The organism is Blastococcus sp. TF02-8 (assembly GCF_003319175.1).
Lineage (GTDB): Bacteria > Actinomycetota > Actinomycetes > Mycobacteriales > Geodermatophilaceae > Blastococcus.
The window spans coordinates 336,274-357,649 of record NZ_QOHK01000003.1; the positions used below are offsets into that span (position 1 = coordinate 336,274).

Annotated in this window: 23 protein-coding genes; 19 read left to right on the forward strand and 4 right to left on the reverse strand. The window is 75.3% G+C overall.

Annotated features, from left to right (window positions below; translation table 11 throughout):
• Positions 1–101 precede the first annotated feature (101 nt).
• From DQ237_RS08630 to DQ237_RS08640, 3 genes are read left to right on the forward strand one after another with little or no spacing between them, the layout of a single operon-like run.
• Complete coding sequence (locus DQ237_RS08630; protein WP_113799157.1) at positions 102–866, forward strand: 1-acyl-sn-glycerol-3-phosphate acyltransferase; 765 nt, start codon at positions 102–104, stop codon at positions 864–866.
• On the forward strand, positions 863–1,858 hold the full coding sequence (locus tag DQ237_RS08635; RefSeq protein WP_113799159.1) for an NAD(P)H-dependent glycerol-3-phosphate dehydrogenase: 996 nt from the start codon (positions 863–865) through the stop codon (positions 1,856–1,858). The genes DQ237_RS08630 and DQ237_RS08635 overlap by 4 nt, the downstream gene beginning before the upstream one ends.
• Positions 1,859–1,886: 28 nt before the next feature.
• The gene (locus DQ237_RS08640; RefSeq protein WP_113799161.1) at positions 1,887–3,029 is read left to right on the forward strand and encodes a cystathionine gamma-lyase; all 1,143 of its coding nucleotides are present in this window, start codon (positions 1,887–1,889) and stop codon (positions 3,027–3,029) included.
• Here DQ237_RS08640 and DQ237_RS08645 read toward each other — a convergent pair.
• A complete protein-coding gene (locus DQ237_RS08645; protein WP_113799163.1) occupies positions 3,000–3,764 on the reverse strand; it encodes a phosphatidylcholine/phosphatidylserine synthase in 765 nt (254 codons plus the stop codon). The two genes, DQ237_RS08640 and DQ237_RS08645, sit on opposite strands and share 30 nt — an antisense overlap.
• A gap of 96 nt (positions 3,765–3,860) precedes the next feature.
• Between DQ237_RS08645 and DQ237_RS08650 the strand changes: the two genes are divergently transcribed.
• A complete protein-coding gene (locus tag DQ237_RS08650; RefSeq protein ID WP_113799165.1) occupies positions 3,861–4,994 on the forward strand; it encodes a D-alanine--D-alanine ligase family protein in 1,134 nt (377 codons plus the stop codon).
• Positions 4,991–5,641 carry a hypothetical protein gene (locus DQ237_RS08655; protein ID WP_113799167.1) on the forward strand — a complete coding sequence of 217 codons (651 nt, stop codon included), beginning with the start codon at positions 4,991–4,993 and terminating at the stop codon, positions 5,639–5,641. Before DQ237_RS08650 ends, DQ237_RS08655 begins: the two co-directional genes overlap by 4 nt.
• Positions 5,642–5,649: 8 nt before the next feature.
• Here the strand turns inward: DQ237_RS08655 and DQ237_RS08660 are convergent, their stop codons facing one another.
• Both DQ237_RS08660 and DQ237_RS08665 read right to left on the reverse strand, forming a co-directional pair.
• A complete protein-coding gene (locus tag DQ237_RS08660; RefSeq protein ID WP_240619508.1) occupies positions 5,650–6,177 on the reverse strand; it encodes a DUF3515 domain-containing protein in 528 nt (175 codons plus the stop codon).
• A 65-nt stretch (positions 6,178–6,242) separates the two neighbouring features.
• Entirely contained in the window at positions 6,243–6,476 is a 234-nt protein-coding gene (locus DQ237_RS08665) for an Lrp/AsnC ligand binding domain-containing protein (protein WP_113799171.1), read from the reverse strand.
• A gap of 92 nt (positions 6,477–6,568) precedes the next feature.
• Between DQ237_RS08665 and DQ237_RS08670 the strand changes: the two genes are divergently transcribed.
• From DQ237_RS08670 to DQ237_RS08680, 3 genes are read left to right on the forward strand one after another with little or no spacing between them, the layout of a single operon-like run.
• A complete protein-coding gene (locus DQ237_RS08670) occupies positions 6,569–7,609 on the forward strand; it encodes a thiamine-phosphate kinase (protein ID WP_113799172.1) in 1,041 nt (346 codons plus the stop codon).
• On the forward strand, positions 7,593–8,117 hold the full coding sequence (locus DQ237_RS08675) for a GNAT family N-acetyltransferase (RefSeq protein WP_205730126.1): 525 nt from the start codon (positions 7,593–7,595) through the stop codon (positions 8,115–8,117). The genes DQ237_RS08670 and DQ237_RS08675 overlap by 17 nt, the downstream gene beginning before the upstream one ends.
• Positions 8,105–8,731, forward strand: a complete 627-nt coding sequence (locus DQ237_RS08680; RefSeq protein WP_113799175.1) for an AAA family ATPase — start codon at positions 8,105–8,107, stop codon at positions 8,729–8,731. The genes DQ237_RS08675 and DQ237_RS08680 overlap by 13 nt, the downstream gene beginning before the upstream one ends.
• A 94-nt stretch (positions 8,732–8,825) precedes the next feature.
• Here the strand turns inward: DQ237_RS08680 and rpmB are convergent, their stop codons facing one another.
• Positions 8,826–9,017: a 50S ribosomal protein L28 gene (gene rpmB / locus DQ237_RS08685; protein ID WP_029339036.1), complete on the reverse strand. Its 192-nt coding sequence runs from the start codon at positions 9,015–9,017 to the stop codon at positions 8,826–8,828.
• A gap of 184 nt (positions 9,018–9,201) precedes the next feature.
• Here rpmB and DQ237_RS08690 point away from each other — a divergent pair, with 184 nt between their 5' ends.
• The 11 genes from DQ237_RS08690 to smc all read left to right on the forward strand — a co-directional run bounded on the left by DQ237_RS08690 (position 9,202) and on the right by smc (position 21,372).
• Positions 9,202–10,794 (forward strand): DAK2 domain-containing protein, encoded by a 1,593-nt coding sequence (locus DQ237_RS08690; RefSeq protein WP_113799177.1) that lies wholly within the window; start codon positions 9,202–9,204, stop codon positions 10,792–10,794.
• A 2-nt stretch (positions 10,795–10,796) separates the two neighbouring features.
• Complete coding sequence (gene recG, locus DQ237_RS08695; RefSeq protein ID WP_205730127.1) at positions 10,797–12,983, forward strand: ATP-dependent DNA helicase RecG; 2,187 nt, start codon at positions 10,797–10,799, stop codon at positions 12,981–12,983.
• 7 nt (positions 12,984–12,990) lie between these two features.
• Positions 12,991–13,545: a 16S rRNA (guanine(966)-N(2))-methyltransferase RsmD gene (gene rsmD, locus DQ237_RS08700; RefSeq protein ID WP_113799181.1), complete on the forward strand. Its 555-nt coding sequence runs from the start codon at positions 12,991–12,993 to the stop codon at positions 13,543–13,545.
• Positions 13,542–14,027, forward strand: a complete 486-nt coding sequence (coaD, locus tag DQ237_RS08705) for a pantetheine-phosphate adenylyltransferase (protein ID WP_113799183.1) — start codon at positions 13,542–13,544, stop codon at positions 14,025–14,027. Before rsmD ends, coaD begins: the two co-directional genes overlap by 4 nt.
• Positions 14,024–14,704, forward strand: coding sequence for a hypothetical protein (locus DQ237_RS08710; protein WP_113799185.1), 681 nt, complete (start codon positions 14,024–14,026; stop codon positions 14,702–14,704). The genes coaD and DQ237_RS08710 overlap by 4 nt, the downstream gene beginning before the upstream one ends.
• A gap of 161 nt (positions 14,705–14,865) precedes the next feature.
• Positions 14,866–15,501, forward strand: a complete 636-nt coding sequence (locus DQ237_RS08715; RefSeq protein ID WP_113799187.1) for a DUF177 domain-containing protein — start codon at positions 14,866–14,868, stop codon at positions 15,499–15,501.
• Between the two features lies 1 nt (position 15,502).
• Complete coding sequence (gene rpmF / locus DQ237_RS08720) at positions 15,503–15,682, forward strand: 50S ribosomal protein L32 (protein ID WP_104523097.1); 180 nt, start codon at positions 15,503–15,505, stop codon at positions 15,680–15,682.
• Positions 15,683–15,692: 10 nt separating this feature from the next.
• Positions 15,693–16,469, forward strand: coding sequence for a ribonuclease III (gene rnc / locus DQ237_RS08725; protein WP_240619509.1), 777 nt, complete (start codon positions 15,693–15,695; stop codon positions 16,467–16,469).
• Between the two features lie 28 nt (positions 16,470–16,497).
• Entirely contained in the window at positions 16,498–17,376 is an 879-nt protein-coding gene (mutM, locus tag DQ237_RS08730) for a bifunctional DNA-formamidopyrimidine glycosylase/DNA-(apurinic or apyrimidinic site) lyase (protein WP_113799189.1), read from the forward strand.
• A 170-nt stretch (positions 17,377–17,546) separates the two neighbouring features.
• Positions 17,547–17,738, forward strand: a complete 192-nt coding sequence (locus tag DQ237_RS08735) for a hypothetical protein (protein WP_113799191.1) — start codon at positions 17,547–17,549, stop codon at positions 17,736–17,738.
• Positions 17,739–17,805: 67 nt separating this feature from the next.
• A complete protein-coding gene (smc, locus tag DQ237_RS08740; protein ID WP_113799193.1) occupies positions 17,806–21,372 on the forward strand; it encodes a chromosome segregation protein SMC in 3,567 nt (1,188 codons plus the stop codon).
• The last annotated feature ends 4 nt before the right edge of the window (positions 21,373–21,376 follow it).

A 21,376-nucleotide genomic window follows, 5' to 3' on the forward strand; every position in this document is an offset into this window, starting at 1 on the left:
ACACCCGCACCGCTCCCGGGGACCGGCAGGACCCCCGGTGGCCCACGGGCGGACGAGCAGGTCGATCATGGTCTGGCTCACAGGAGAGGGAGGCGGGGCCGGTGGCGGTGGAGAGATGGCGCAGCCGGGGGCACATCCCCTTCCCGCTGTGGCTGTGCATCGTGGTCGTCTACCCGGTGGCCTCGCTGCTGTTCCGGCTCCGCTACCGCGGTGCCGAGCGCATCCCCGCGACCGGTCCGGTGCTCCTCGTGGCCAACCACGTCTCGGTGCTCGACCCGCTGGCCTGCGCGCGACTGGTGTTCGACGCGGGTCGGATCCCGCACTTCCTGGCCAAGGAAGCGGTGTTCAAGGGGCTGGCCGGCACGATCCTGCGGGCCGCCGGGCAGATCCCCGTGGCCCGGTTCTCCACCGCCGCCCGCGGGGCGCTCGCTGCCGCCGAGGCCGATCTGCGGGCGGGCAACGTGATCGTGGTGTACCCCGAGGGCTCGGTGACCCGTGACCCCGACTGGTGGCCCATGCAGGCGCGCACCGGCGCGGCCCACCTCGCGCTCACCACCGACGCACTCGTCCTGCCGGTCGCGCAGTGGGGGCCGCAGCGGGTGCACGACTACCACACCAAGAAGCTCCACCTGCGCTTCCGGACCCCGGCGGACTACGTCGTCGGCGAGCCGGTCGACCTGACCGCCCTGCGGGCCGAGGTCCGCGCGGGCCGCCCCATCGACGCACCACTGCTCCGGGAGACGACCGAGTTGCTGATGTCCCGGGTCCGTTCCCAGCTGGCCGAGCTCCGGGGCGAGCCCGCGCCCCTCGTCGTGCACCCCGCCCCGCGCCGCGAGACCCGGGGCGCCGACGGGAGCGCGGCGTGACGCGGGCCGCCGTCCTCGGCGCCGGTTCCTGGGGGACGACGTTCGCCAAGGTGCTGGCCGACGCCGGCTGCGACGTCGTGCTGCACGCCCGGCGACCCGAGCTGGCGAAGGCCATCACCGACGAGGCCGAGAACGCCGACTACCTGCCCGGGGTGCGGCTGCCCGAGCGGCTGCGGGCCACCTCGGACCCGGCCGAGGCACTGCTGGACGCCGACGTCGTGGTGCTGGCCGTGCCCTCGCAGTCCCTGCGCGACAACCTCACCGCCTGGCGGGACCTGCTGCCGCCGGACGCCACGTTGCTGTCGCTGATGAAGGGCATCGAGCTCGGCACCACCAAGCGGATGAGCGAGGTGATCCAGGAGATCACCGGAGCCGGGCCCGAGCGGGTGGCGGCGCTGTCGGGGCCGAACCTCGCCCGGGAGATCGCCGAGGAGCAGCCGGCGGCCACGGTGATCGCCTGTCCCGACGCCGACCGCGCCGCCCAGCTGCAGGCGGCCTGCCACACCTCGTACTTCCGGCCCTACACGAACCCGGACCTCGTCGGCTGCGAGCTGGGGGGCGCGGTCAAGAACGTGATCGCGCTGTCCTGCGGGATCGCCGAGGGGCTCGGGTTCGGCGACAACACCCGCGCCTCGCTGATCACCCGCGGCCTGGCCGAGACCGCCCGCCTGGGCATCGCGCTGGGGGCGGAGCTGACCACCTTCGCCGGGCTCGCCGGCCTCGGCGACCTCGTCGCCACCTGCAGCTCGCCGCTCTCCCGGAACCGCACCTTCGGCGAGAAGCTCGGCCGCGGCATGACGGTGGAGGAGGTGCAGCAGAGCACCCGGCAGACCGCCGAGGGCGTGAAGAGCTGCCGATCGGTGCTGGACCTGGCGCGGGCGCAGGGTGTCGACGTGCCCATCACCGAGGCCGTCGTCCGGGTCTGCCACGAGGGGGAGACGCCGGCCAAGGTGGTCCGGGAGATGATGTCGCGGGAGGCCAAGCCGGAGTGACCGGCCGGCCCCGGACGGACGGAGCACGGTGGACGGCGAGCTGAGCGGTTACGGGGACGGCACCCGGTCGGTCCGGGCGGGCGAGGACCCCTCGGTCCCCGGGGCGCCGCTGCGTCCCTCGCCGGTCTTCGCCGCCCCCTTCCACCTCGGCGACCAGCCGCCCCGCACCAACGGCGCGGACGCCTACGCCCGCACCGAGCAGCCGACGCTGCGCGTGTTCGAGGACGCGGTGGGCGAGCTCGACGGCGGGCGCGCGCTCTCCTTCGCCACCGGCATGGCCGCGCTGACCGCCGCGGTGCTTGCCTGCGCCCGCAGCGGGGACCGCGTGGTCCTCCCGTCGGACGGCTACTACGCCACCCGCATGCTCGCCGCCGAGGAGCTCGCGCGGTTCGGGGTCGACGCGCAGTACGTGCCGACGCCGGACATCGAGCGGGTCGCCTCCTCCGGTGGCCTGGCCGGTGCCTCGTTGGTGCTCCTGGAGACGCCGAGCAACCCGCAGCTCGACGTCTGCGACATCGCCCTCGTGGCCGAGGCCGCGCACGCGGCCGGTGCGCTCGTCGCCGTCGACAACACGACCGCGACCCCGCTGGGACAGCGCCCGCTGGCGCTGGGCGCGGACATGACCGTCGGCAGCGACACGAAGGCGCTGACCGGGCACAGCGACCTGCTGCTCGGGCACGTCAGCGTCACCGACGACCAGCTGTACGCGCGGCTCAAGGGCTTCCGGGACCGCACCGGAGCAACGCCGGGCCCGTTCGAGGCCTGGCTCGGGCACCGGTCGATGAGCACCCTGGACCTGCGGCTGGCGCGTCAGGCCGCCAACGCCGCCGCGGTGGTCGAGCTGCTCGACGGGCACCCGGCGGTGACGAACCTGCGGTGGCCGTGGCGGCCGGAGGACCCGTCGTTCGCCCGGGCGGCGCGGCAGATGCTGCGCCCGAACGGGGTGGTGTCCCTGGAGCTCGCCGACGAGGCGGCGGTCGCCCGCCTGCTGGGCGCCACCCGGCTGTGGGCCGCCGCGACCAGCTTCGGCGGCGTGCACAGCACGATCGACCGGCGCGCGCAGTGGGGCGGCGACGACGTCCCGGCCGGGTTCGTCCGCCTGTCCTGCGGGATCGAGGACACCGCCGACCTGGTGGCCGACCTACGCAGCGGGCTGGACGCGCTCGGCTGAGGCCCTCCGGCTGCCGACGACGGTGAGCCAGATGCTGACGCCGAAGTAGTAGACGAGGTAGGCCAGGCTCAGCGCTACGACCAGCGGCTGCGGGTCGGGGTACTGGACCAGCAGGACCGCGTAGGTGACCAGCCAGACGGCGGCCAGCCCCAGGTTGAGGCTGCGCAGCAGCTTGGTGCGCGAGGGGTAGACGTACTTGACCGGGACGAACACCAGCACGGTCAGGACGGCCAGCGCGATGCCCACCCCGGTCGTGCCGACGTCCAGCACGATCGCGTAGAAGGCGACGACGTTCCAGTAGCTCGGGAAGCCGAGGAAGTAGTGGTCGTCGGTCTTCGCGTCGACCCGGCAGAACTGGTAGCAGGACGCGAGCAGCGGCAGCGCCGCCAGCACCCAGCCGAAGGCCCCGCCGGGCAGCCGGTCGGTGGTCCAGAGCAGCACCACCGGCGCGAACACGTAGGTGAGGTAGTCGACGATGTCGTCCATCCGCGCGCCGTCGAACCAGGGGATGGTCTGCTTCACCCGCGCGCGACGGGCCAGCATGCCGTCGGTGCCGTCGATGAACAGCGTCGCCAGCCCCAGCCAGAGCGCGGTGACCGCGTCGCCGTCGAGCGCGGCGAGGACGATCAGCAGGGCCAGGACCGACCCGCTCGCGGTGTAGAGGTGCACGGCGGCACCGGCCAGCCGGAGCCGCCGCGAGAACGTCTCCGCCGGGGGAGCTGCCTGATCCTGCACGCGACGAGGCTGCCACACCGGTGCGCCGGGGGTGGGGACGACGGTGGCCGGCGTCGCCCGGAGGCCCCTCGGGCGGTCTCGGTTAGGGTCGCGGGGATGAGCGGACAGGCAGGCAAGGTGCGCGTGGCGGTCGTCTTCGGCGGGCGCAGCGAGGAGCACGCGATCTCCTGCGTCTCCGGCGGGGCCGTGATGGCCGCCCTGGACCCGGAGCGCTACGAGGTGGTGCCGGTGGGCATCGCCCGGGACGGGCGCTGGGTCCTGCCCGAGCCGGGCCAGCCGCTCACCATCAGCGACGGCGTCCTGCCCGAGGTCACCGGGGGGACGGCGGTCTCCCTCGTGGGCGACCCGCAGTCTCGGGGGCTGGCCGTCCTCGACCCGGGCGCCGCCGTCGGAGCCCTCACCGAGGTCGACGTCGTCTTCCCGGTCCTGCACGGGACCTACGGCGAGGACGGCACCGTCCAGGGCCTGCTGGAGATGACCGGCCTGCCCTACGTCGGGTCCGGGGTCTTCGCCAGCGCCGCCTCGATGGACAAGGAGTTCACCAAGAAGCTCCTGGCCGCCGCCGGTCTTCCGCAGGGCGACCACGTGGTGCTCCGCGACGCCTTCGGCGCGGTCTGCCCCGACCCGGCCGTCCTGGACGACGCGGCGCGCGAGCGGCTCGGTCTGCCGGTCTTCGTCAAGCCCGCCCGCGCCGGCTCCAGCATCGGCATCACCAAGGTCACCGACTGGGCGCAGTTCCCGGCCGCGGTCGCCGCGGCCGCGGCCGTCGACCCGAAGGTGATCGTCGAGGCGGCGATCCCCGGACGGGAGATCGAGTGCGGGGTCCTCGCCGCGCGCGGGACCGGCCTGCCCGAGGCCAGCCTCCCCGCCGAGATCCGGCTCCGCCCCGGGGTGGACTGGTACGACTTCGCCGCCAAGTACCTCGACGACGCCGCCGAGTTCGACATCCCGGCCGACCTCACCCCCGAGCAGGTCGCCGCGGTCCAGGAGACCGCCCGGCGGGCCTACCTGGCCCTGGACTGCGAGGGCCTGGCCCGGGTGGACTTCTTCCTGGCCACCGGTCCCGACGGGCGCGACCAGCTGGTCATCAACGAGGTCAACACCATGCCCGGTTTCACGCCCATCTCGATGTTCGCCCGCATGTGGGCGGCGAGCGGCGTCGACTTCGCCGAGATCGTCGACCGACTGGTCAGCGGCGCCCTCGCCGGCGCCTCCCGGCCGGCACGGTGACCAGGGGGCGGCCCGCCGCCCTGCTGCCCGTCGCGCTCGCCGCCGCGCTGACGCTGCCGGCCTGCGGCCAGGTGGTGGACGGCGCGGCCACGGCCGCCCCGGCGTCGGCGCGACCGGTCACCCCCGAGGAGCTCGGCGCGCTGCTGGTCACCGAGGTGCCCTCGGGACTTCCACGGCTGCCCGACGACGAGGTCACGCCCCCGGCCGGCGCGAAGGCGCTGGAGGACGTCGCCGGGTACGCCGCCGACCCGGCCCGGGAGCGAGCCGTGCTGGAGGACTACGGGTACCTGCACGGCTGGGAGCGGTTCTGGGGCCACGGGACCGGCCCCATCACCGGTGTCTTCGTCGACCAGTTCGAGCGGCGGGACGGAGCCCGGGCCTACGCCGAGGACCTCGCCCGCAACGACGCCGAGCTCTACGGCGGCATGCTGAGCGAGGACCCGCCCGACCTGCCCGCGAGCTGCCGCGCGCTGACGGTCGAGGACCCCGTCCCGGAGGCGGGGCTGGCCGACCCCGCAGCCTTCGCCTGGTGCTGGCACGGCGTCTTCAGCGTGGCGGTGACAGCGGTCTCGCCGACCGCCGACGAGGCCCTCGCCGAGGTGCGCGCCGTGATGGGCCGGCAGCTGGCCCAGCTGCCGCCGCGGTGAGCGGACGCTCAGGGGCCGGGCGAGGGCGCCTGGTAGGGCAGTGCCTCGGCCAGCGGCACGGTCAGCTCGGTGACCGGTGCGCTGTCGATGCCCGGTGGCAGCCGCACCTCGACGTAGACCGGCCGGTCGACGGCGGTCCACACGGTGGCGTCGGGGTCGGCGGTGTCCACGTACCACTGCACGCCGTTGATCTGGATCGCGGAGGCGCCCACCGTCCAGCCGGCGGGCCGGGGCACGCCGCAGGTCAGCACGACCGGTGGATCTCCCCAGGCGTAGACGTAGGGGGTGTCGGACTGCACGCGGCGCGAGGTCTCGCCGGCGAGCTCGAGCGGGAGCTTCCCCATCACCGCCGGGCAGGAGGCCTCGGCCTCCGGGGTCACCGGGGGGACCTCCAGCGGCAGCACCGGCAGGTCCTCGCGAGAGCCCGGGCCGGCGCCCTCCACCTGCGCGGGGGCGCGGTCGCGGTCCCGGGGGGCGCCCGTGTCGCCCTCGGTCCCCGCCCCCAGGACGTTGACCAGCACCACGAGCGCGACCACCACCGGCACGGTGATCGCGGTGAAGAGCAGGGCGGCCCGCCGCAGCGGGTCCGCGGGCCGATCGGTCAGATGTTCACGACCGGGCAGGTGAGGGTGCGGGTGATGCCGTCGACCGACTGCACGCGCGCCACGACCAGGCGGCCCAGCTCGTCGACGGTGTCGGCCTCGGCGCGCACGATGACGTCGTACGGGCCGGTCACGTCCTCGGCCTTGGTCACCCCGGTGATGCTGCTGATCGTCGAGGCGACCTGGGCGGCCTTGCCGACTTCGGTCTGGATGAGGATGTAGGCGTGGACCACGGGAGATCCTTCCTCCGGCAACTGTGCCGAGACGTCGTCCCCGCCGGGTGGCGGACTCGTCGGCAACCTACCGCAGCAGCAGGAGGACACCGATGAGTCGGCCCCGACCGCTCGTTCCCCGCAGTGACCCGGCCGACAGCGTGCGGGTCGTCGGCGAGTTCGGCGTGATCGCCCGGGTGCTCGCCCGTGCCGGTACCGCGGCGGCCGCCGAGGTCGGTCCCGGCGACGACGCCGCGGTGGTGCGGGCGGCCGACGGGCGCGTCGTCGTCACCACCGACGTGCTCGTCGAGGGCCGGCACTTCCGGCGGGACTGGTCCTCGGCCGAGGACGTCGGGCACAAGGCGGCCGCCGCCAGCCTGGCCGACGTCGCGGCGATGGGGGGCACCACCACGGCCCTGGTGGTCGGCCTCGCCTGCCCGCCGGACACGCCCACCAGCTGGCTGGAGGGCCTGGCCACCGGGTTGGCGGCCGAGTGCGCCCCGCTGGGGGCGGCCGTCGTCGGCGGTGACACCGTCGCCTCCGCGCCGGACAGCGCCGGCATCGTGGTGTCGGTGACCGCGCTCGGCGACCTCGGCGGCCGGACGCCGGTGCGCCGCTCCGGGGCCCGCCCCGGCCAGGTGGTGGCCCTGGCCGGCCGACTGGGCTGGTCGGCCGCCGGCCTGGCGGTGCTGCGCCGCGGGTTCACCAGCCCGCACACCGTCGTCGCGGCGCACCGGAGGCCCTCCCCGCCCTACGCGGCCGGTCCGGCGGCGGCCGACGCCCGCGCCAGCGCGATGTGCGACGTGAGCGACGGTCTGGTGGCCGACGCCGGGCACCTGGCGCGCGACAGCGGCGTGGTGATCGACCTGGACCGTTCGGCGCTGGCCCAGGCGTGCCTGGAACCGGTCGGGCCGCTGCAGCAGGTGGGGTCGGCGTTCGGCGTCGACCCGATGGCCTGGGTGCTCAGCGGCGGCGAGGACCACGCCCTGCTGGCCACCTTCCCGCCGAACGCGGTGCTGCCCTACGGCTGGACGGTCGTGGGGAGCGTCCGGAAGCCCGGCCGGGAGCCCGGTGTGCGGGTCGACGGCCGGCCGGCCGAGGAGGCGCTGCAGGACGTCGGCGCGGAGAGGGCCGGGCATGTCCACTTCGGCTGAGCGGGTGCTGCGCGACGGATCGGTGGTGCGGCTGCGGGCGTTGCCCTACGACGACCCGCTGTCGCAGGAGCTGGTCGAGGCGGTGCAGGAGGAGTACGTCGTTCGCTACGGCGGTCGCGACGCCGCCCCCGTGGACCCGGCGGAGTTCCTGCCGCCGGAGGGGCTGTTCCTCGTGGCCGAGGTCGACGGCGAACCGGCGGGCTGCGGCGCCTGGCGCGTCCACCCGCGGGGCGTGGAGATCAAGCGGGTGTACGTGGCCCCGGGGTTCCGCCGTCGGGGGCTCGCCCAGGCCGTCATGGCCGAGCTCGAGACGACGGCCGCACGGGCCGGGCACCGGACGGTGGTGCTCAACACCGGCGCCAAGCAGCCGGAGGCCGTCCAGCTCTACGGCGAGCTCGGCTATGCCCCGGTGCCCGGGTACGGCGTGTACGCCGAGGCGCCCGACGCGGTGTTCCTGGGCAAGGATCTCGCCGCATCGACCGACCAGGAGGAGCCATGGGCGTCGTGACCGTCTCGGCGCCGTACGGTGCCGCCGGGGCCGAGATCGCCCCGGCCGTGGCCGAGCGGCTCGGACTGCCCTTCCACGACCGGGCCATCCCCGCGCAGGTCGCCGGGCGGCTCGGCGTGCCGGTGTCGGAGGCCGAGGCCAACGACGAGACCGTCGTGCGCGGGCTGTGGCGCCTGGTCGCGTCGCTCGGGACCATGCCCGACCCGGTGGGGGGCGTCGTCCCCGATGTCCCGCTGCCCGACGCCCGGGCGTACCGGGAGCAGACCGAGCGGGTGCTGACCGAGATCGCGGCGGGCGAGGGCGGGGTCGTCCTCGGACGGGCGGCGGCGCTCGTGCTGCGCGACCGGCCGGACACCCTGCACGTGCGGCTGGACGGGCCTCGGGAGCGACGCCTGGCCGCGGCGGTGGAGCGGTCCGGCCGGCCCCGGGAGGAGGTCGCCCGGGAGATGGCCGTGGCCGACCGTGGCCGCGAGGCCTACGTGCGGCACTTCTACCGGCGGGACCCGGCCGAGGCCGGGCTGTACCACCTGGTGGTCGACGCCACGGCTCTGCCGGTGGGGACGGTGGTGGACCTGGTGGTCACGGCCGCGCGGGCGCGCGGCATCGGGCGCTGAACGCCTCCGGCGCCGACGCCGACCTGCCCCGGACGCGACGAACCCCGGAGGTCCAGGACCTCCGGGGTTCGTCGTTCGTTCGGTGCGGTGCCCGCTAGGCGCGGACGACCTTGCCGGCGCGGATGCACGAGGTGCACGCGTTGATCCGGCGACGGTTGCCGGGGGCGATCAGCGCCCGCACGGACTGGATGTTCGGGTTCCAACGGCGCGGCGTGCGGCGGTGCGAGTGCGACACCGACATACCGAAACCGGGGCCCTTGCCACACACATCGCACACGGCAGCCACGGTGGATCACTCCCAGAAGAATCGTTCACAGACGGCGGGGCAAGGCAGCACCCGCATCAAGACCGTCCAGCAGTCTAACCGCTCCGGCGGAGGAACGTCGCAGCGCCCTCCGATCGCGCCCTGATCGGACGGTCCGTCGCTCATGATGCCCGATCCCGTCGGCCCGGGTGGGTAGCCTTCCCCCGTGCTGCCGGCGCTGGACGAGGCCGCGGTCGGACAGTGGTGCCGGGCCGCGGTCGAGGCGCTGTCCGGCGCCAGGGCCCGGCTGGACGAGCTGAACGTCTTCCCCGTCCCCGACGGCGACACCGGGAGCAACCTGCTGCACACCGCGGAAGGGGCCCTGGCGGCTCTCGACGCGGCCGGTCCGGGGGAGCCGACCTGGGCCGTGGTCGCCCGTGGTGCCGTGCTGGCCGCCCGGGGGAACTCCGGCACGATCCTCGCCCAGCTGCTGCGCGGCCTCGGCGACCAGCTGGCGGGCCAGCCGCCCGCCGACGGCCCGGCGTTCGCCATGGCGCTGCAGAAGGCGGCCGAGGGCGCCTACGCGGCGGTGGCCGATCCCGAGGAGGGCACCTTCCTCACGGTCGCCCGCGCGAGCGGGGAGGCCGCCGTCTCCGCCGTCGACCGGGGCGACGACGGGTTGCCCGACGTCGTCACCGCCGCCGCCGACGGTGCGCGCGCCGCCCTGGAGCGCACGCCCGGCCAGCTCGCCGCGCTGCGGGACGCCGGCGTGGTCGACGCCGGCGGCGCCGGCCTGTGCCTGGTGCTCGACGCGCTGGTCCGCACGGTCACGGGGGTGGAACCGGTCCGCGCCGCCCTGGCGCCGCCCACGCACCACCACCGGCACGAGCACGCGCCGCACCAGCCGCCGCCCGGCCCCGGGAGCGAGGTCCAGTACCTGCTCGCCGACACCGACGAGGCCGCGGTGGAGCGGTTGCAGCGCCGGCTCGCCGAGCTCGGGGACAGCCTCGTCGTCGTGGGGGTGGAGACCCCCACCGGCCGGGAGTGGAACGTGCACGTGCACGTCTCCGACGTCGGCGCGGCGATCGAGGCAGGCGTGGAGGCCGGCCGGCCGCACCGCATCTCGGTCACCCCGCTCGCCCCCGTCCGCGTCCCGCACCCGGTGCCCGGGCAGCGCGCCGTGGTCGCGGTGGTGCACAGCGACGGCGTCGCCGAGCTCTTCGCCGCCGAGGGTGTGCGCGTGGTCCGCGCTGGGCGGACCGTCACCGAGGACGACCTCCTCGACGAGATCGTGGCCTCGGGTGCGGAGGAGGTCGCGGTCCTGCCGAACGACCCCGAGCTCCTCCCCGTGGCGTCCCGGGCCGCCACCCGCGCCCGCGAGGCGGGCCGGGAGATCGGCGTGGTCCCCACCCGGTCGCCGGTGCAGGGGCTCGCCGCGGTGGCCGTGACCGATCCTGAGCGGCGCTTCGGGGACGACGTGATCGCGATGGCCGAGGCCGCGGCCGCCACCCGCTGGGCGGAGGTGACCGTGGCCGACCAGGAGGCGCTCACCTCGGCCGGCCGCTGCCGACCGGGTGACGTGCTGGGCTCGGCCGAGGGTGATGTCCTGGTGATCGGCGCCGACCCGGTGGACGTGGCGCGGGACCTGCTCGACCGGCTGCTGTCCGCCGGCGGCGAGATGGCGACGCTCGTCGTCGGCCCCGACGAGGAGCTCGGTGCCGCGGTCTGCGCGCACCTCTCCGCCGTGCACCCGACCGTCGAGGTGGTCCGCTACGGCGGCGGCCCCGCCTCGCTCCCGCTGCAGATCGGGGTGGAGTGACCGTGGCGGTGACCCTCGCGACCCCGCTGGCCAGGGTGCTCGGCCCCAAGACCGCCACCGGCATGGCCGAGCAGCTCGGGCTGCACACCGTTCTCGACCTGCTCCGCCACTACCCCCGCCGCTACGCCACTCGAGGGGAGCAGGCCGACCTCGCCGACGTCCAGGTCGGCGACCGGGTGACGGTGCTGGCGCAGATCAGGAGCGTGACCACCCGCCCGATGCGCAACCGCCGCGGCTCGCTCACCGAGGTCGTCGTGGGCGACGGCAGCGGCAAGATGAAGCTGGTCTTCTTCAACCACCGGCACGGGCAGCTGAAGCCGAACGCCTGGGGGATGTTCGCCGGCACCGTGGGGGAGTACCGCGGCGAGAAGCAGTTCGCCCACCCCGACATGCACCTGCTCGACCCCGACGGTGACGACACCGACTGGGCCCGAGCGCTGGTGCCGATCTACCCGGCGAGCAAGGACGTCTCCAGCTGGGTGATCCAGAAGTCGGTCAAGCTGCTGCTGGGCGCCGGCGGCGGCTTCGGCGAGCTGGTCGAGGACCCGCTGCCCGAGGAGATCCGCGCCCGCCACGGCCTGCTCCCGCTGGCGGCCGCGCTGCTCGACATCCACCGGCCGACCACGTCCGACGACGTCGAGCGCGCCGCCCAGCGGCTCAAGTGGGACGAGGCGCTCACCCTCCAGCTCACCCTCGCCGCCCGCCGCCGTGCCGCCGCGCTCGAGCCCGGCACCGCCCGCCCGCGGAAACCCGGCGGTCTGCTCGACGCCGTCGACGCAGCACTTCCCTTCGCGCTCACCGAAGGGCAGCGAGAGGTGGGGGAGGAGCTGGCCGCCGAGCTCGACCGCGACCAGCCCATGCACCGCCTGCTGCAGGGCGAGGTCGGTTCCGGCAAGACGGTGGTCGCGCTCCGGGCCATGGCCCAGGTCGTCGATGCCGGCGGTCAGGCCGCGCTGCTCGCCCCCACCGAGGTCCTGGCCGCCCAGCACGCACGAGGGATCCGTGCGCTGCTGGGCCCGCTCGGTCGGGCCGGGGAGCTCGACGGCGACCCGGCCGGCACGCGGGTCACCCTGCTCACCGGCTCGCTCAAGGCCGCGGCTCGGCGCGAGGCGCGCGCGGAGGTGGCCGAGGGGCGGGCCGGGATCGTCGTCGGCACGCACGCGCTGCTGCAGGAAGGCGTCGAGTTCGCCGACCTCGGCCTGGTCGTCGTCGACGAGCAGCACCGCTTCGGGGTGGAGCAGCGGGACGCGTTGCGCGCCAAGGGCAACCGACCGCCGCACGTGCTGGTCATGACCGCGACGCCCATCCCGCGCACCGTGGCCATGACGGTCTACGGCGACCTGGAGACCTCGACGCTGCGCCAGCTCCCCAGCGGTCGAGGCGGGGTGTCCAGCTCCGTGGTGCCCGTGCGGGAGAAGCCCACCTGGCTGGACCGCGCGTGGGAGCGGCTGCGCGAGGAGGTCGGCGCCGGCCGGCAGGCCTACGTCGTGTGCCCGCGCATCGGCGATCTCCCCGGGGACGAGCCGGGGGACGCCGACGGCGCGCCGCCGGAGGAGGACGGCCGCAGCGACCGCCGGCCCCCGCTGGCGGTGCTCGACGTGGCCGAGGCCCTGCGGGCAGGTCCGCTGGCCGGCCTGCGGCTGGACGTCCTCCACGGGCGGATGACCCCGGAGGAGAAGGACGGCGTCATGCGCGCGTTCGCCGCGGGCGAGACCCAGGTGCTGGTCGCGACCACCGTCGTCGAGGTCGGTGTCGACGTCCCCAACGCCACCGTGATGGTCGTCATGGACGCCGACCGCTTCGGGGTCAGCCAGCTGCACCAGCTGCGCGGCCGTGTCGCCCGGGGCGCGCACGCCGGCCTCTGCCTGCTGGTCACCGAGGCGCCGTCGGCGTCACCCACCGGCGAGCGGCTGGCCGCGGTCGCGTCCACCTCCGACGGCTTCGAGCTGGCCCGTCTGGACCTGGAGACCCGGCGCGAGGGCGACGTGCTCGGCGCCGCCCAGTCCGGCCGGCGCTCCGGCATCAAGCTGCTCTCCCTGCTGGAGGACGAGGCGCTCATCGCCGAGGCGCGCACCGAGGCATGGGCGCTGCTGTCCACCGACCGCGGGCTCGCCGACCACCCGGGGCTGGCCGCCGAGGTGGCCGCGCTGGCCAGCGACGAGCGCGCGGAATGGCTGGAGAAGGCGTGAGCCGGCGGTGACCCGGCTGATCTCGGGGCTCGCCGGCGGCCGGCGGCTCAAGGTGCCTCCGGCCGGGGTGCGCCCGACCGGCGACAAGGCCCGCGGCGCGCTGTTCAACTCCCTCGCCTCGCTGCTGGACCTCGAGGGCGCGGCCGTGCTCGACCTGTACGCAGGCTCCGGAGCGCTCGGGCTGGAGGCGCTGTCGCGCGGCGCCGCCCAGGTGGTGTTCGTGGAATCGGGCCCGCGGGTGCTGCCCGTGCTGCGCGAGAACCTCACCGCGGTGGGCCTCCCGGGCGGGCGGGTGGTGGGAGGTTCCGTGCCCGCCGTCGTCGCCGGTCCCGCTCCCGCCGCGTTCGACCTGGTGCTCGCCGACCCGCCCTACGACGTCCCCGCGGACGACGTCCTGGGTGTGCTCCGGGCGCTGGTCGCGGGGAGCTGGGTCGCTCCCGGCGGGGTCGTCGTGGTGGAGCGGTCCAGCCGCGAGCGGCCCTGGGAGTGGCCGACACCCCTCGAGGGCCTGCGCGACCGACGCTACGGCGAGGCGGTCCTCCGGTACGGTCGGCATCCGTGAGGCGTGCCGTCTGCCCAGGTTCCTTCGACCCGGTGACCAACGGGCACGTCGACGTCATCACCCGGGCCGCCGCGCTCTACGACGAGCTGGTGGTCGCCGTGCTGGTGAACCCCGGCAAGGCCGGCCTGTTCCCGGTCGAGGAGCGCATGGAGCTCCTGCGCGAGGCCGTCACCGAGCTGCCGAACGTCACCGTCGACAGCTTCTCCGGGCTGCTCGTCGACTACTGCCGGGACCGGGACATCCCGGTGATCGTCAAGGGTCTCCGAGCGGTGAGCGACTTCGAGTACGAGCTGCAGATGGCGCAGATGAACCGCGAGCTGGCCGGCATCGAGACCCTGTTCGTGCCCACGGCCCCGCAGGTCGGGCACCTCTCCTCGAGCCTGGTCAAGCAGATCGCCACCTTCGGCGGCGACGTCTCCCGGCTGGTTCCCAAGGCCGTCCACGACCGGCTCGCCGAGCACGCGCGGCGGTCGGGCCGGTGACCCGCCCCCCGCGAGGCCACAACACCGAGGTGGTCTACCGCCTCTACGAGACCGTCGACGAGCTCACCCAGGTCATCGAGAACGCCCGCGGCGTGCCGATGTCGGGCTCCTGCATGGTGCCCCGCGACCTCGTCCTCGACCTGCTCGACGACCTGCGCGAGTCGCTGCCGGAGGACGTCCAGGCGGCCGGGGCCATCGTCGAGCAGCGCACGGAGATCTTGCAGCAGGCGCAGGCCGAGGCCGAGCGGCTGACCGGGCGCACCCGTGCCGAGAGCGAGCAGCTGCTCGCGCAGGCCCGTCGCCAGCGCGACGAGCTCCTGGGCACGGCCCGCCGCCAGCGCGACGACCTCCTGACGCGCACCCAGGAGGAGGCCGAGCAGATCATCGCCGAGGCCGAGGCCGACGCGGAGGCCCTGCTGGCCGAGGGTCGACAGCTGCGCGCGCAGATGATCGCCGAGGCGCAGGCCGAGCACGAGCGGCTGATCACCGAGACCGAGGTCTACGCCGGCGCGGTCGAGCGCGCCGACGAGCTCGGCGCGCAGTCGCACACCGAGGCCGCCCGCATGCGCGCGGAGGTCGACGAGTACGTCGACACCCGGCTGGCGGAGTTCGGCACGACCCTGGAGCGGATGCTCCGGTCGGTGGAGAAGGCCCGCTCCACCCTCCGGGAGCCCTAGAAGGACCACCCTGCCCCCCACCCCCTCGCTCCGCTCGGTGCGGGGCCCTGCAGGGTGGCCGCTCCGGTCCGTCACCGTCGGGTAGTCTTGTTCCCTGGCCCGACCGCCGTGGCTCTCGTCCTGGCCGGCCTCCCTTCCCGCACACGACCGCGAGTACTGACATGCCTGCCGCTTCGCCGCACCGCACCGGCGCCCCGTCCTCCGAGGACCGGCGTCCCGCTGCCAACCCCTGGAAGCTCGATCTCCGGGAACTGGGCAGGCGCGCGGGCTCCATGCAGGAGTTCGACCGCACGGTGCCGGCTCCCGGTGACTGGCGGGTGGAGCTCATCGGCGTCCCGGAGAAGGCCGACGTCCACCTGCGGTTGCGGCTGGAGTCGGTGATGGAGGGCGTGCTGGTCACCGGCGAGCTCGACGTCCCCGTCGTCGGCTCGTGCGCGCGCTGCCTCGAGCCGATCGAGGAGACGCTGTCCCTCGACGTGCAGGAGCTGTACGCCTACGAGGGCAGCACCACCGAGGCGACCAGCGAGGAGGACGAGGTCCGCCGGATCGAGGGTGACTTCCTCGACCTGGAGCCGCTCGCCCGCGACACCGTCGTCCTCAGCCTGCCGCTGGCGCCGGTGTGCACCGAGGACTGCTCCGGCCTGTGCTCCGGCTGCGGCGAGCGCCTCGACGACCTGCCCGCCGACCACTCGCACGAGATCGTGGACGCCCGGTGGGCCGGTCTCGCCGCGAAGTTCGGCACCCCTGCTTCCTCGTCGGGCACCCCCGGCGAATCCACCACCCCAGAGGAGAACTGACGTGGCTGTTCCGAAGCGGAAGATGTCGCGGGCCAACACCCGCATGCGCCGGTCGCAGTGGAAGGCCACCGCGCCGACCCTGACCCCGTGCCCGAACCGCGCCTGCGGCGAGCTCAAGCCCCCGCACATCGCGTGCCCGACCTGCGGCCAGTACGCCGGCCGCCAGGTCCTCTCCGTCTGATCCGACACAGGTGACCGCCCTGGGGACGACGGCCGCCGCGCACCCCGTCGAGGGTGCCGTTGACGGCCGTCCTCCGGGCGGACCCGAGCACGAGCAGCGGTCGGCCGCCTGGCTCTCCGACGCCCTCGGCGTCGAACTGCCGGGCGGCCTGCTGTCGTTGGCGCTGACCCACCGGTCCTTCGCCTACGAGAACGGTGGCCTGCCCACCAACGAGCGCCTGGAGTTCCTGGGCGACTCGGTGCTCGGGCTGGTCGTCACCGACGAGCTGTACCGCAGCCAGCCCGACCTCCCCGAGGGGCAGCTGGCCAAGCTGCGGGCCTCGGTGGTCAACATGACCTCGCTGGCCCGGGTCGCCCGGCGCCTCGGCCCGGGCGGCCTCGGCGCGCACGTGCTGCTGGGGCGCGGTGAGGAGACCACGGGCGGCCGGGAGAAGGACTCGATCCTCGCCGACGCGCTCGAGGCCCTGATCGGTGCGATCCACCTCGGGTGCGGGCTGGACACGGCGGCGGAGATCGTCCACCGGCTGTTCGACCCGCTGCTGGTCGAGGCGGCCACCCGGGGTGCGGGCCTGGACTGGAAGACCAGCCTGCAGGAGCTGGGCGCCGCCGCCGGACTCGGTGCGCCCGTCTACCAGGTCGCCGACGAGGGCCCCGACCACGCCAAGACGTTCACCGCCGAGGTGCTGCTCGGCGGCGCAGTCCGGGGCCGGGGGACCGGGCGCACCAAGAAGGCCGCCGAGCAGGAGGCGGCCGAGGCCGCCTGGCGGGCACTGTCCGCCGAGGCCTGACGTCCACGTGATCGGGGGCTGAGGACCGGTGCCGGAACTTCCCGAGGTGGAGGTGGTCCGCCGCGGTCTGGACCAGTGGGTCACCGGGCGCACCGTCGCCACGGTCGAGGTGCACCACCCGCGCGCGGTGCGGCGCCACCTCGAGGGCGCCGAGCACTTCGTGCAGGCGATCACCGGGCGCACCTTCACCGCCGCGCACCGGCGGGGCAAGTACCTGTGGCTGCCGTTGGCCGAGGCCGACGGCACGCCGTCGGACCGGGCGCTGGTCGGGCACCTCGGCATGAGCGGGCAGCTGCTCGTCGAGAAGCCGTCGGCACCGGACGAGACCCATCTCCGGGCGCGGTTCACCTTCACCGACGGCGGCCGCGAGCTGCGCTTCGTGGACCAGCGCACCTTCGGGGGGCTTGCCGTCGAGGAGAGTTCCGGGGAGGGGATCCCGCCGCGGCTCGCGCACATCGCGATCGACCCGCTCGACCCGTCGTTCGACACGGCCGCGTTCGCCGCCGCGCTGCGCCGGCGCCGCACCGAGGTCAAGCGCGCCCTCCTGGACCAGACGCTCATCGGCGGAGTCGGCAACATCTACGCCGACGAGTCCTTGTGGCGGGCCCGGCTCCACGGGGCCCGGCCGACCGACAAGCTGACGACCGCCCAGGTCGCCGACCTCCTCGACGGGATCCGCGACGTCCTGGGGGAAGCACTGGCCCAGGGCGGCACCTCGTTCGACTCGCTCTACGTCGACGTCAACGGGCAGAGCGGCTACTTCTCCCGGTTCCTCGCCGTCTACGGCCAGGCAGACCGACCCTGCCCGCGGTGTGGCACACCCATCCGCCGGGAGCCGTTCATGAACCGGTCGAGCTACAGCTGCCCGACCTGCCAGCCCCGGCCCCGGGCGCGCCGGAAGGGCTGAGACCCGCACCCCAGGACGTGACCAACGCGACACCACCCGGTCACGGGAGGCCCGCTGCGCCGCCGTTGACCTGCGGAACCGTGACTGTCACCCTGGGAGGACCAGACCGCGCCGACCGGTTCCCGGGGCAGCGGTCACGACCTCCCGCATTCTGAAAGGCCGTTGCAGTCATGGCCAAGGCCCTGTTCGGTCACGTCGTCGCCTCCGCGGAGCTCCGGCTCGTCGAGGAGAACGCGGCCCTCCGGGCGAGGGTGCGCCGGCTGGAGGAGGAGCTCGAGGAGCTCCGCACCCAGCGCGACGCCGCCATCGCCCACGAGCTGCTCTCGCTGGCGGGCGACACCGCCGAGCCCGCACTCGCCTAGTCCCACCCGTACCACCGGCCTCACGGCCCACCTGGACCTGTCGTACCGGGGCTAGAGTCTTCTTCCCGTGCACCTGTCGAGCCTCACGCTGAAGGGCTTCAAGTCCTTCGCGTCCGCGACCACGTTGCGGCTCGAGCCGGGTATCACCGCCGTCGTCGGCCCCAACGGGTCGGGCAAGTCCAACGTCGTCGACGCCATCGCCTGGGTTCTCGGCGAGCAGGGCGCGAAGAGCCTGCGCGGCGGCAAGATGGAGGACGTCATCTTCGCCGGCACCGCCGGCCGGCAGGCCCTCGGCCGCGCCGAGGTGACCCTCACGATCGACAACGCCGACGGCGCCCTGCCGATCGAGTACACCGAGGTCTCGATCACCCGGCGCATGTACCGCTCCGGGGAGAGCGAGTACGAGATCAACGGCGACAAGGTGCGCCTGCTCGACGTCCAGGAGCTGCTCAGCGACTCCGGCATCGGCCGGGAGATGCACGTCATCGTCGGGCAGGGGCAGCTCGACGCCGTCCTGTCCGGTCGCCCCGAGGACCGTCGCGCCTTCATCGAGGAGGCCGCCGGCGTCCTCAAGCACCGCAAGCGCAAGGAGAAGGCGCTCCGCAAGCTCGACGGCATGCAGGCCAACCTCGACCGGCTGGCCGACCTCACCGCCGAGCTGCGCCGTCAGCTCAAGCCGCTCGGCCGGCAGGCCGAGGTCGCCCGGCGCGCCGCCGGGGTCCAGGCGGACCTGCGCGACGCACGGCTCCGCCTGCTGGCCGACGACCTCGTGCAGCTGCGCGACGCCCTCGACCGGGACGTCGCCGACGAAACCGCCGCCCGCGAGCGCCGCACGGTGGTCGAGCGCGAGCTCTCCGTCGTCTCCCGCCGCGAGGCGGAGCTGGAGCGCGAGCTCGCCGCCGGCGCCCCGCGTCTGCAGGTCGCGTCGGACACCTGGTACCGGCTGTCCGCGCTGGGCGAGCGGTTCCGCAGCGTCGCGCAGCTGGCCGGCGAGCGGCACCGGCACCTCTCCGCCGCGGCCCCCGAAGCCGCCGCCGGGCGGGACCCCGACCAGCTCGACGCCGAGGCCGAGCGGGTCGCCGCCACCGAGGCCGAGCTGGCTGCCGGCCTGTCCGCGGAGCGGGAGCGGCTGGCCGCCGTCGTCGCGGGGCGGACCGAGCTGGAGGCGGCGCTCGCCGCGGCGGAGAAGGCGTGGGTGGTCGCCGCCCGCGCGCTCGCCGACCGGCGGGAGGGCCTCGCCCGGCTCTCCGGTCAGGTCGCGGCCGCCCGCTCGCGGGTCGGGGCCGGCCAGGCCGAGATCGACCGGCTGCGGCTCGCCGCGGAGGAAGCCGCGGACCGTGCCGAGGTGGCCGCCGACCGGCTGGCCGACCGTCGCGGGCAGGTCGCCGAGCTGGAGGACACCGACCTCGCGCTGGTCGCCGCCCACGAGGACGCCGTCGCCGCGCACACCGCCGCCGCGCGCCGGGTGACCGAACTGGCCGAGGCCGAGCGGGCGGCCGAGCGCGACCGCGCTTCCTGGCAGGCCCGGCGCGACGCTCTCGCCCTCGGTCTCACCCCGGCCGACGGCGCGGCCGCCGTCCTCAGCTCCGGCCTGGCCGGCATCCTCGGGCCGGTTCCCGAACAGCTCACCGTCGCCCCGGGCGACGAGGTCGCCGTCGCCGCCGCGCTGGGCGGGATGGCCGACGCGGTCGTGGTCGCCGGTGTGGCGGAGGCGGCCGCTGCCCTGCAGCACCTGGTCCGGACCGACGGCGGCCGGGTCGGGCTCCTGGTCACCGGCGGCCTCCCGCCCGTGCCGCGCGACGGCTGGCCGGAGCTGCCGGCGGGTGCCCGGTGGGCGCTGGACGTCGTCGCGGCACCCGAGCCGCTGCGCCCGGCGCTGGCCCGCGCGCTGGAGCGGGTGGCGCTGGTCGCCGACCTCGAAGTCGCCGTCGCGCTGGTGCGCACCCACCCGCGGGTCCGGGCCGTGACGGCCGGCGGCGACCTGCTGGGCGCGGACTGGGCGGTGGGCGGTCAGGTGGACGCCCCGTCGAACCTCGAGCTGCGCGCCCGCGTCGACGAGGCCGGCGCCGAGCTGGCCGCCGCGACCGCCCGCGCCGCGGAGCTGGCCGAGCAGCTGGCGGCGGCCCGCGAGGAGGCGCAGGCGCGATCGGCCGACGTCGACGAGGCGCAGACCGCCCGCCAGGCGGCCGACCGGACCCGGTCCGCGGAAGCGGCCGCGCTGGCCGAGCTCGGCGCCGCGGCGCGCTCGGCCGCCTCGGAGGCCGAGCGCTCGCTGGCCGCGCGCGTGCGGGCGGAGCAGGCGCTGGAGCAGGCGCAGGAGTCGCTGACCCGCCTGGAGGAGCAGCTGGCCGAGGCCGAGGCCGCGCCGGTGGAGGAGGAGCCTCCCACCGAGGAGCGCGACCGGTTGCGCCTGGAGGTGGCCGCGGCGCGGCAGGCCGAGACCGAGGCGCGGCTCGCCGTGCGTACGGCCGAGGAGCGGGCGCGGGCCCTGCAGGGCCGGGCCGAGTCGCTGCGCAGACAGGCCCGGCAGGAACGAGCCGCCCGCGAGCGGGCCGAGGCCGCCCGTGCCGCGCGCCGGCGCGGTGCAGCGGTCGCCGCCACCGTGCGTGCCGACGCCGACACCGCGCTGACGGCGCTGCAGCGGTCCCTGGCGCGTGCGGCCACCGAGCGCGACGCTCTCGCATCCGCACGCAGCGGCTTCGAGGCCGAGCTGCTGGAGGTGCGCAGCCGGGTGCGCGCGGCCACCGCGGAGCTGGACCGGCTCACCGACGAGGTGCACCGCGACGAGGTGGCCCGCACCGAGCAGCGCTACCGCATCGAGTCGCTGGAGGGGCGTGCCGCCGAGGAGTTCGGCGTCGACCTCCCGACCCTGCTGGGCGAGTACGGCCCCACCGCCCCGGTGCCGCCCTCGCCGGCACAGGTCGCCGAGGCGGAGGCGGCCGGCGAGCCGGCCCCCGACCCGGTGCCCTACGAGCGCGCGGTCCAGGAGCGGCGGGTCGCCCGGGCCGAGCGCGACCTCGCCACCCTCGGCAAGGTCAACCCGCTGGCGCTGGAGGAGTTCGCGGCGCTGGAGGAGCGGCACACGTTCCTGGCCACGCAGCTGGAGGACCTCAAGAGCACCCGCCGGGACCTGCTGACCGTCGTCCGGGAGGTGGACGGGCGGATCCACGACGTCTTCGCATCCGCCTACGCCGACGTGGCGCGGGAGTTCGAGCAGGTCTTCGCGACCCTCTTCCCGGGTGGCTCCGGGCGGCTGGTGCTCACCGATCCCGAGAACATGCTCACCACCGGCATCGAGGTCGAGGCCCGGCCGCCGGGCAAGAAGGTGAAGCGGCTGTCGCTGCTGTCCGGTGGCGAGCGCTCGCTGACCGCGGTGGCCCTGCTCGTGGCGATCTTCCGCGCCCGCCCGTCGCCGTTCTACGTCCTCGACGAGGTGGAGGCCGCGCTGGACGACGTCAACCTGGGCCGCCTGCTGGTCCTGGTGGAGCAGCTCCGGAGCACCTCGCAGCTGATCATCATCACCCACCAGAAGCGGACGATGGAGATCGCCGATGCCCTCTACGGCGTGAGCATGCGGGGCGACGGCATCACCGGCGTCATCAGCCAGCGTCTCCGCGAGCTCGAGACCGCCTGACCGC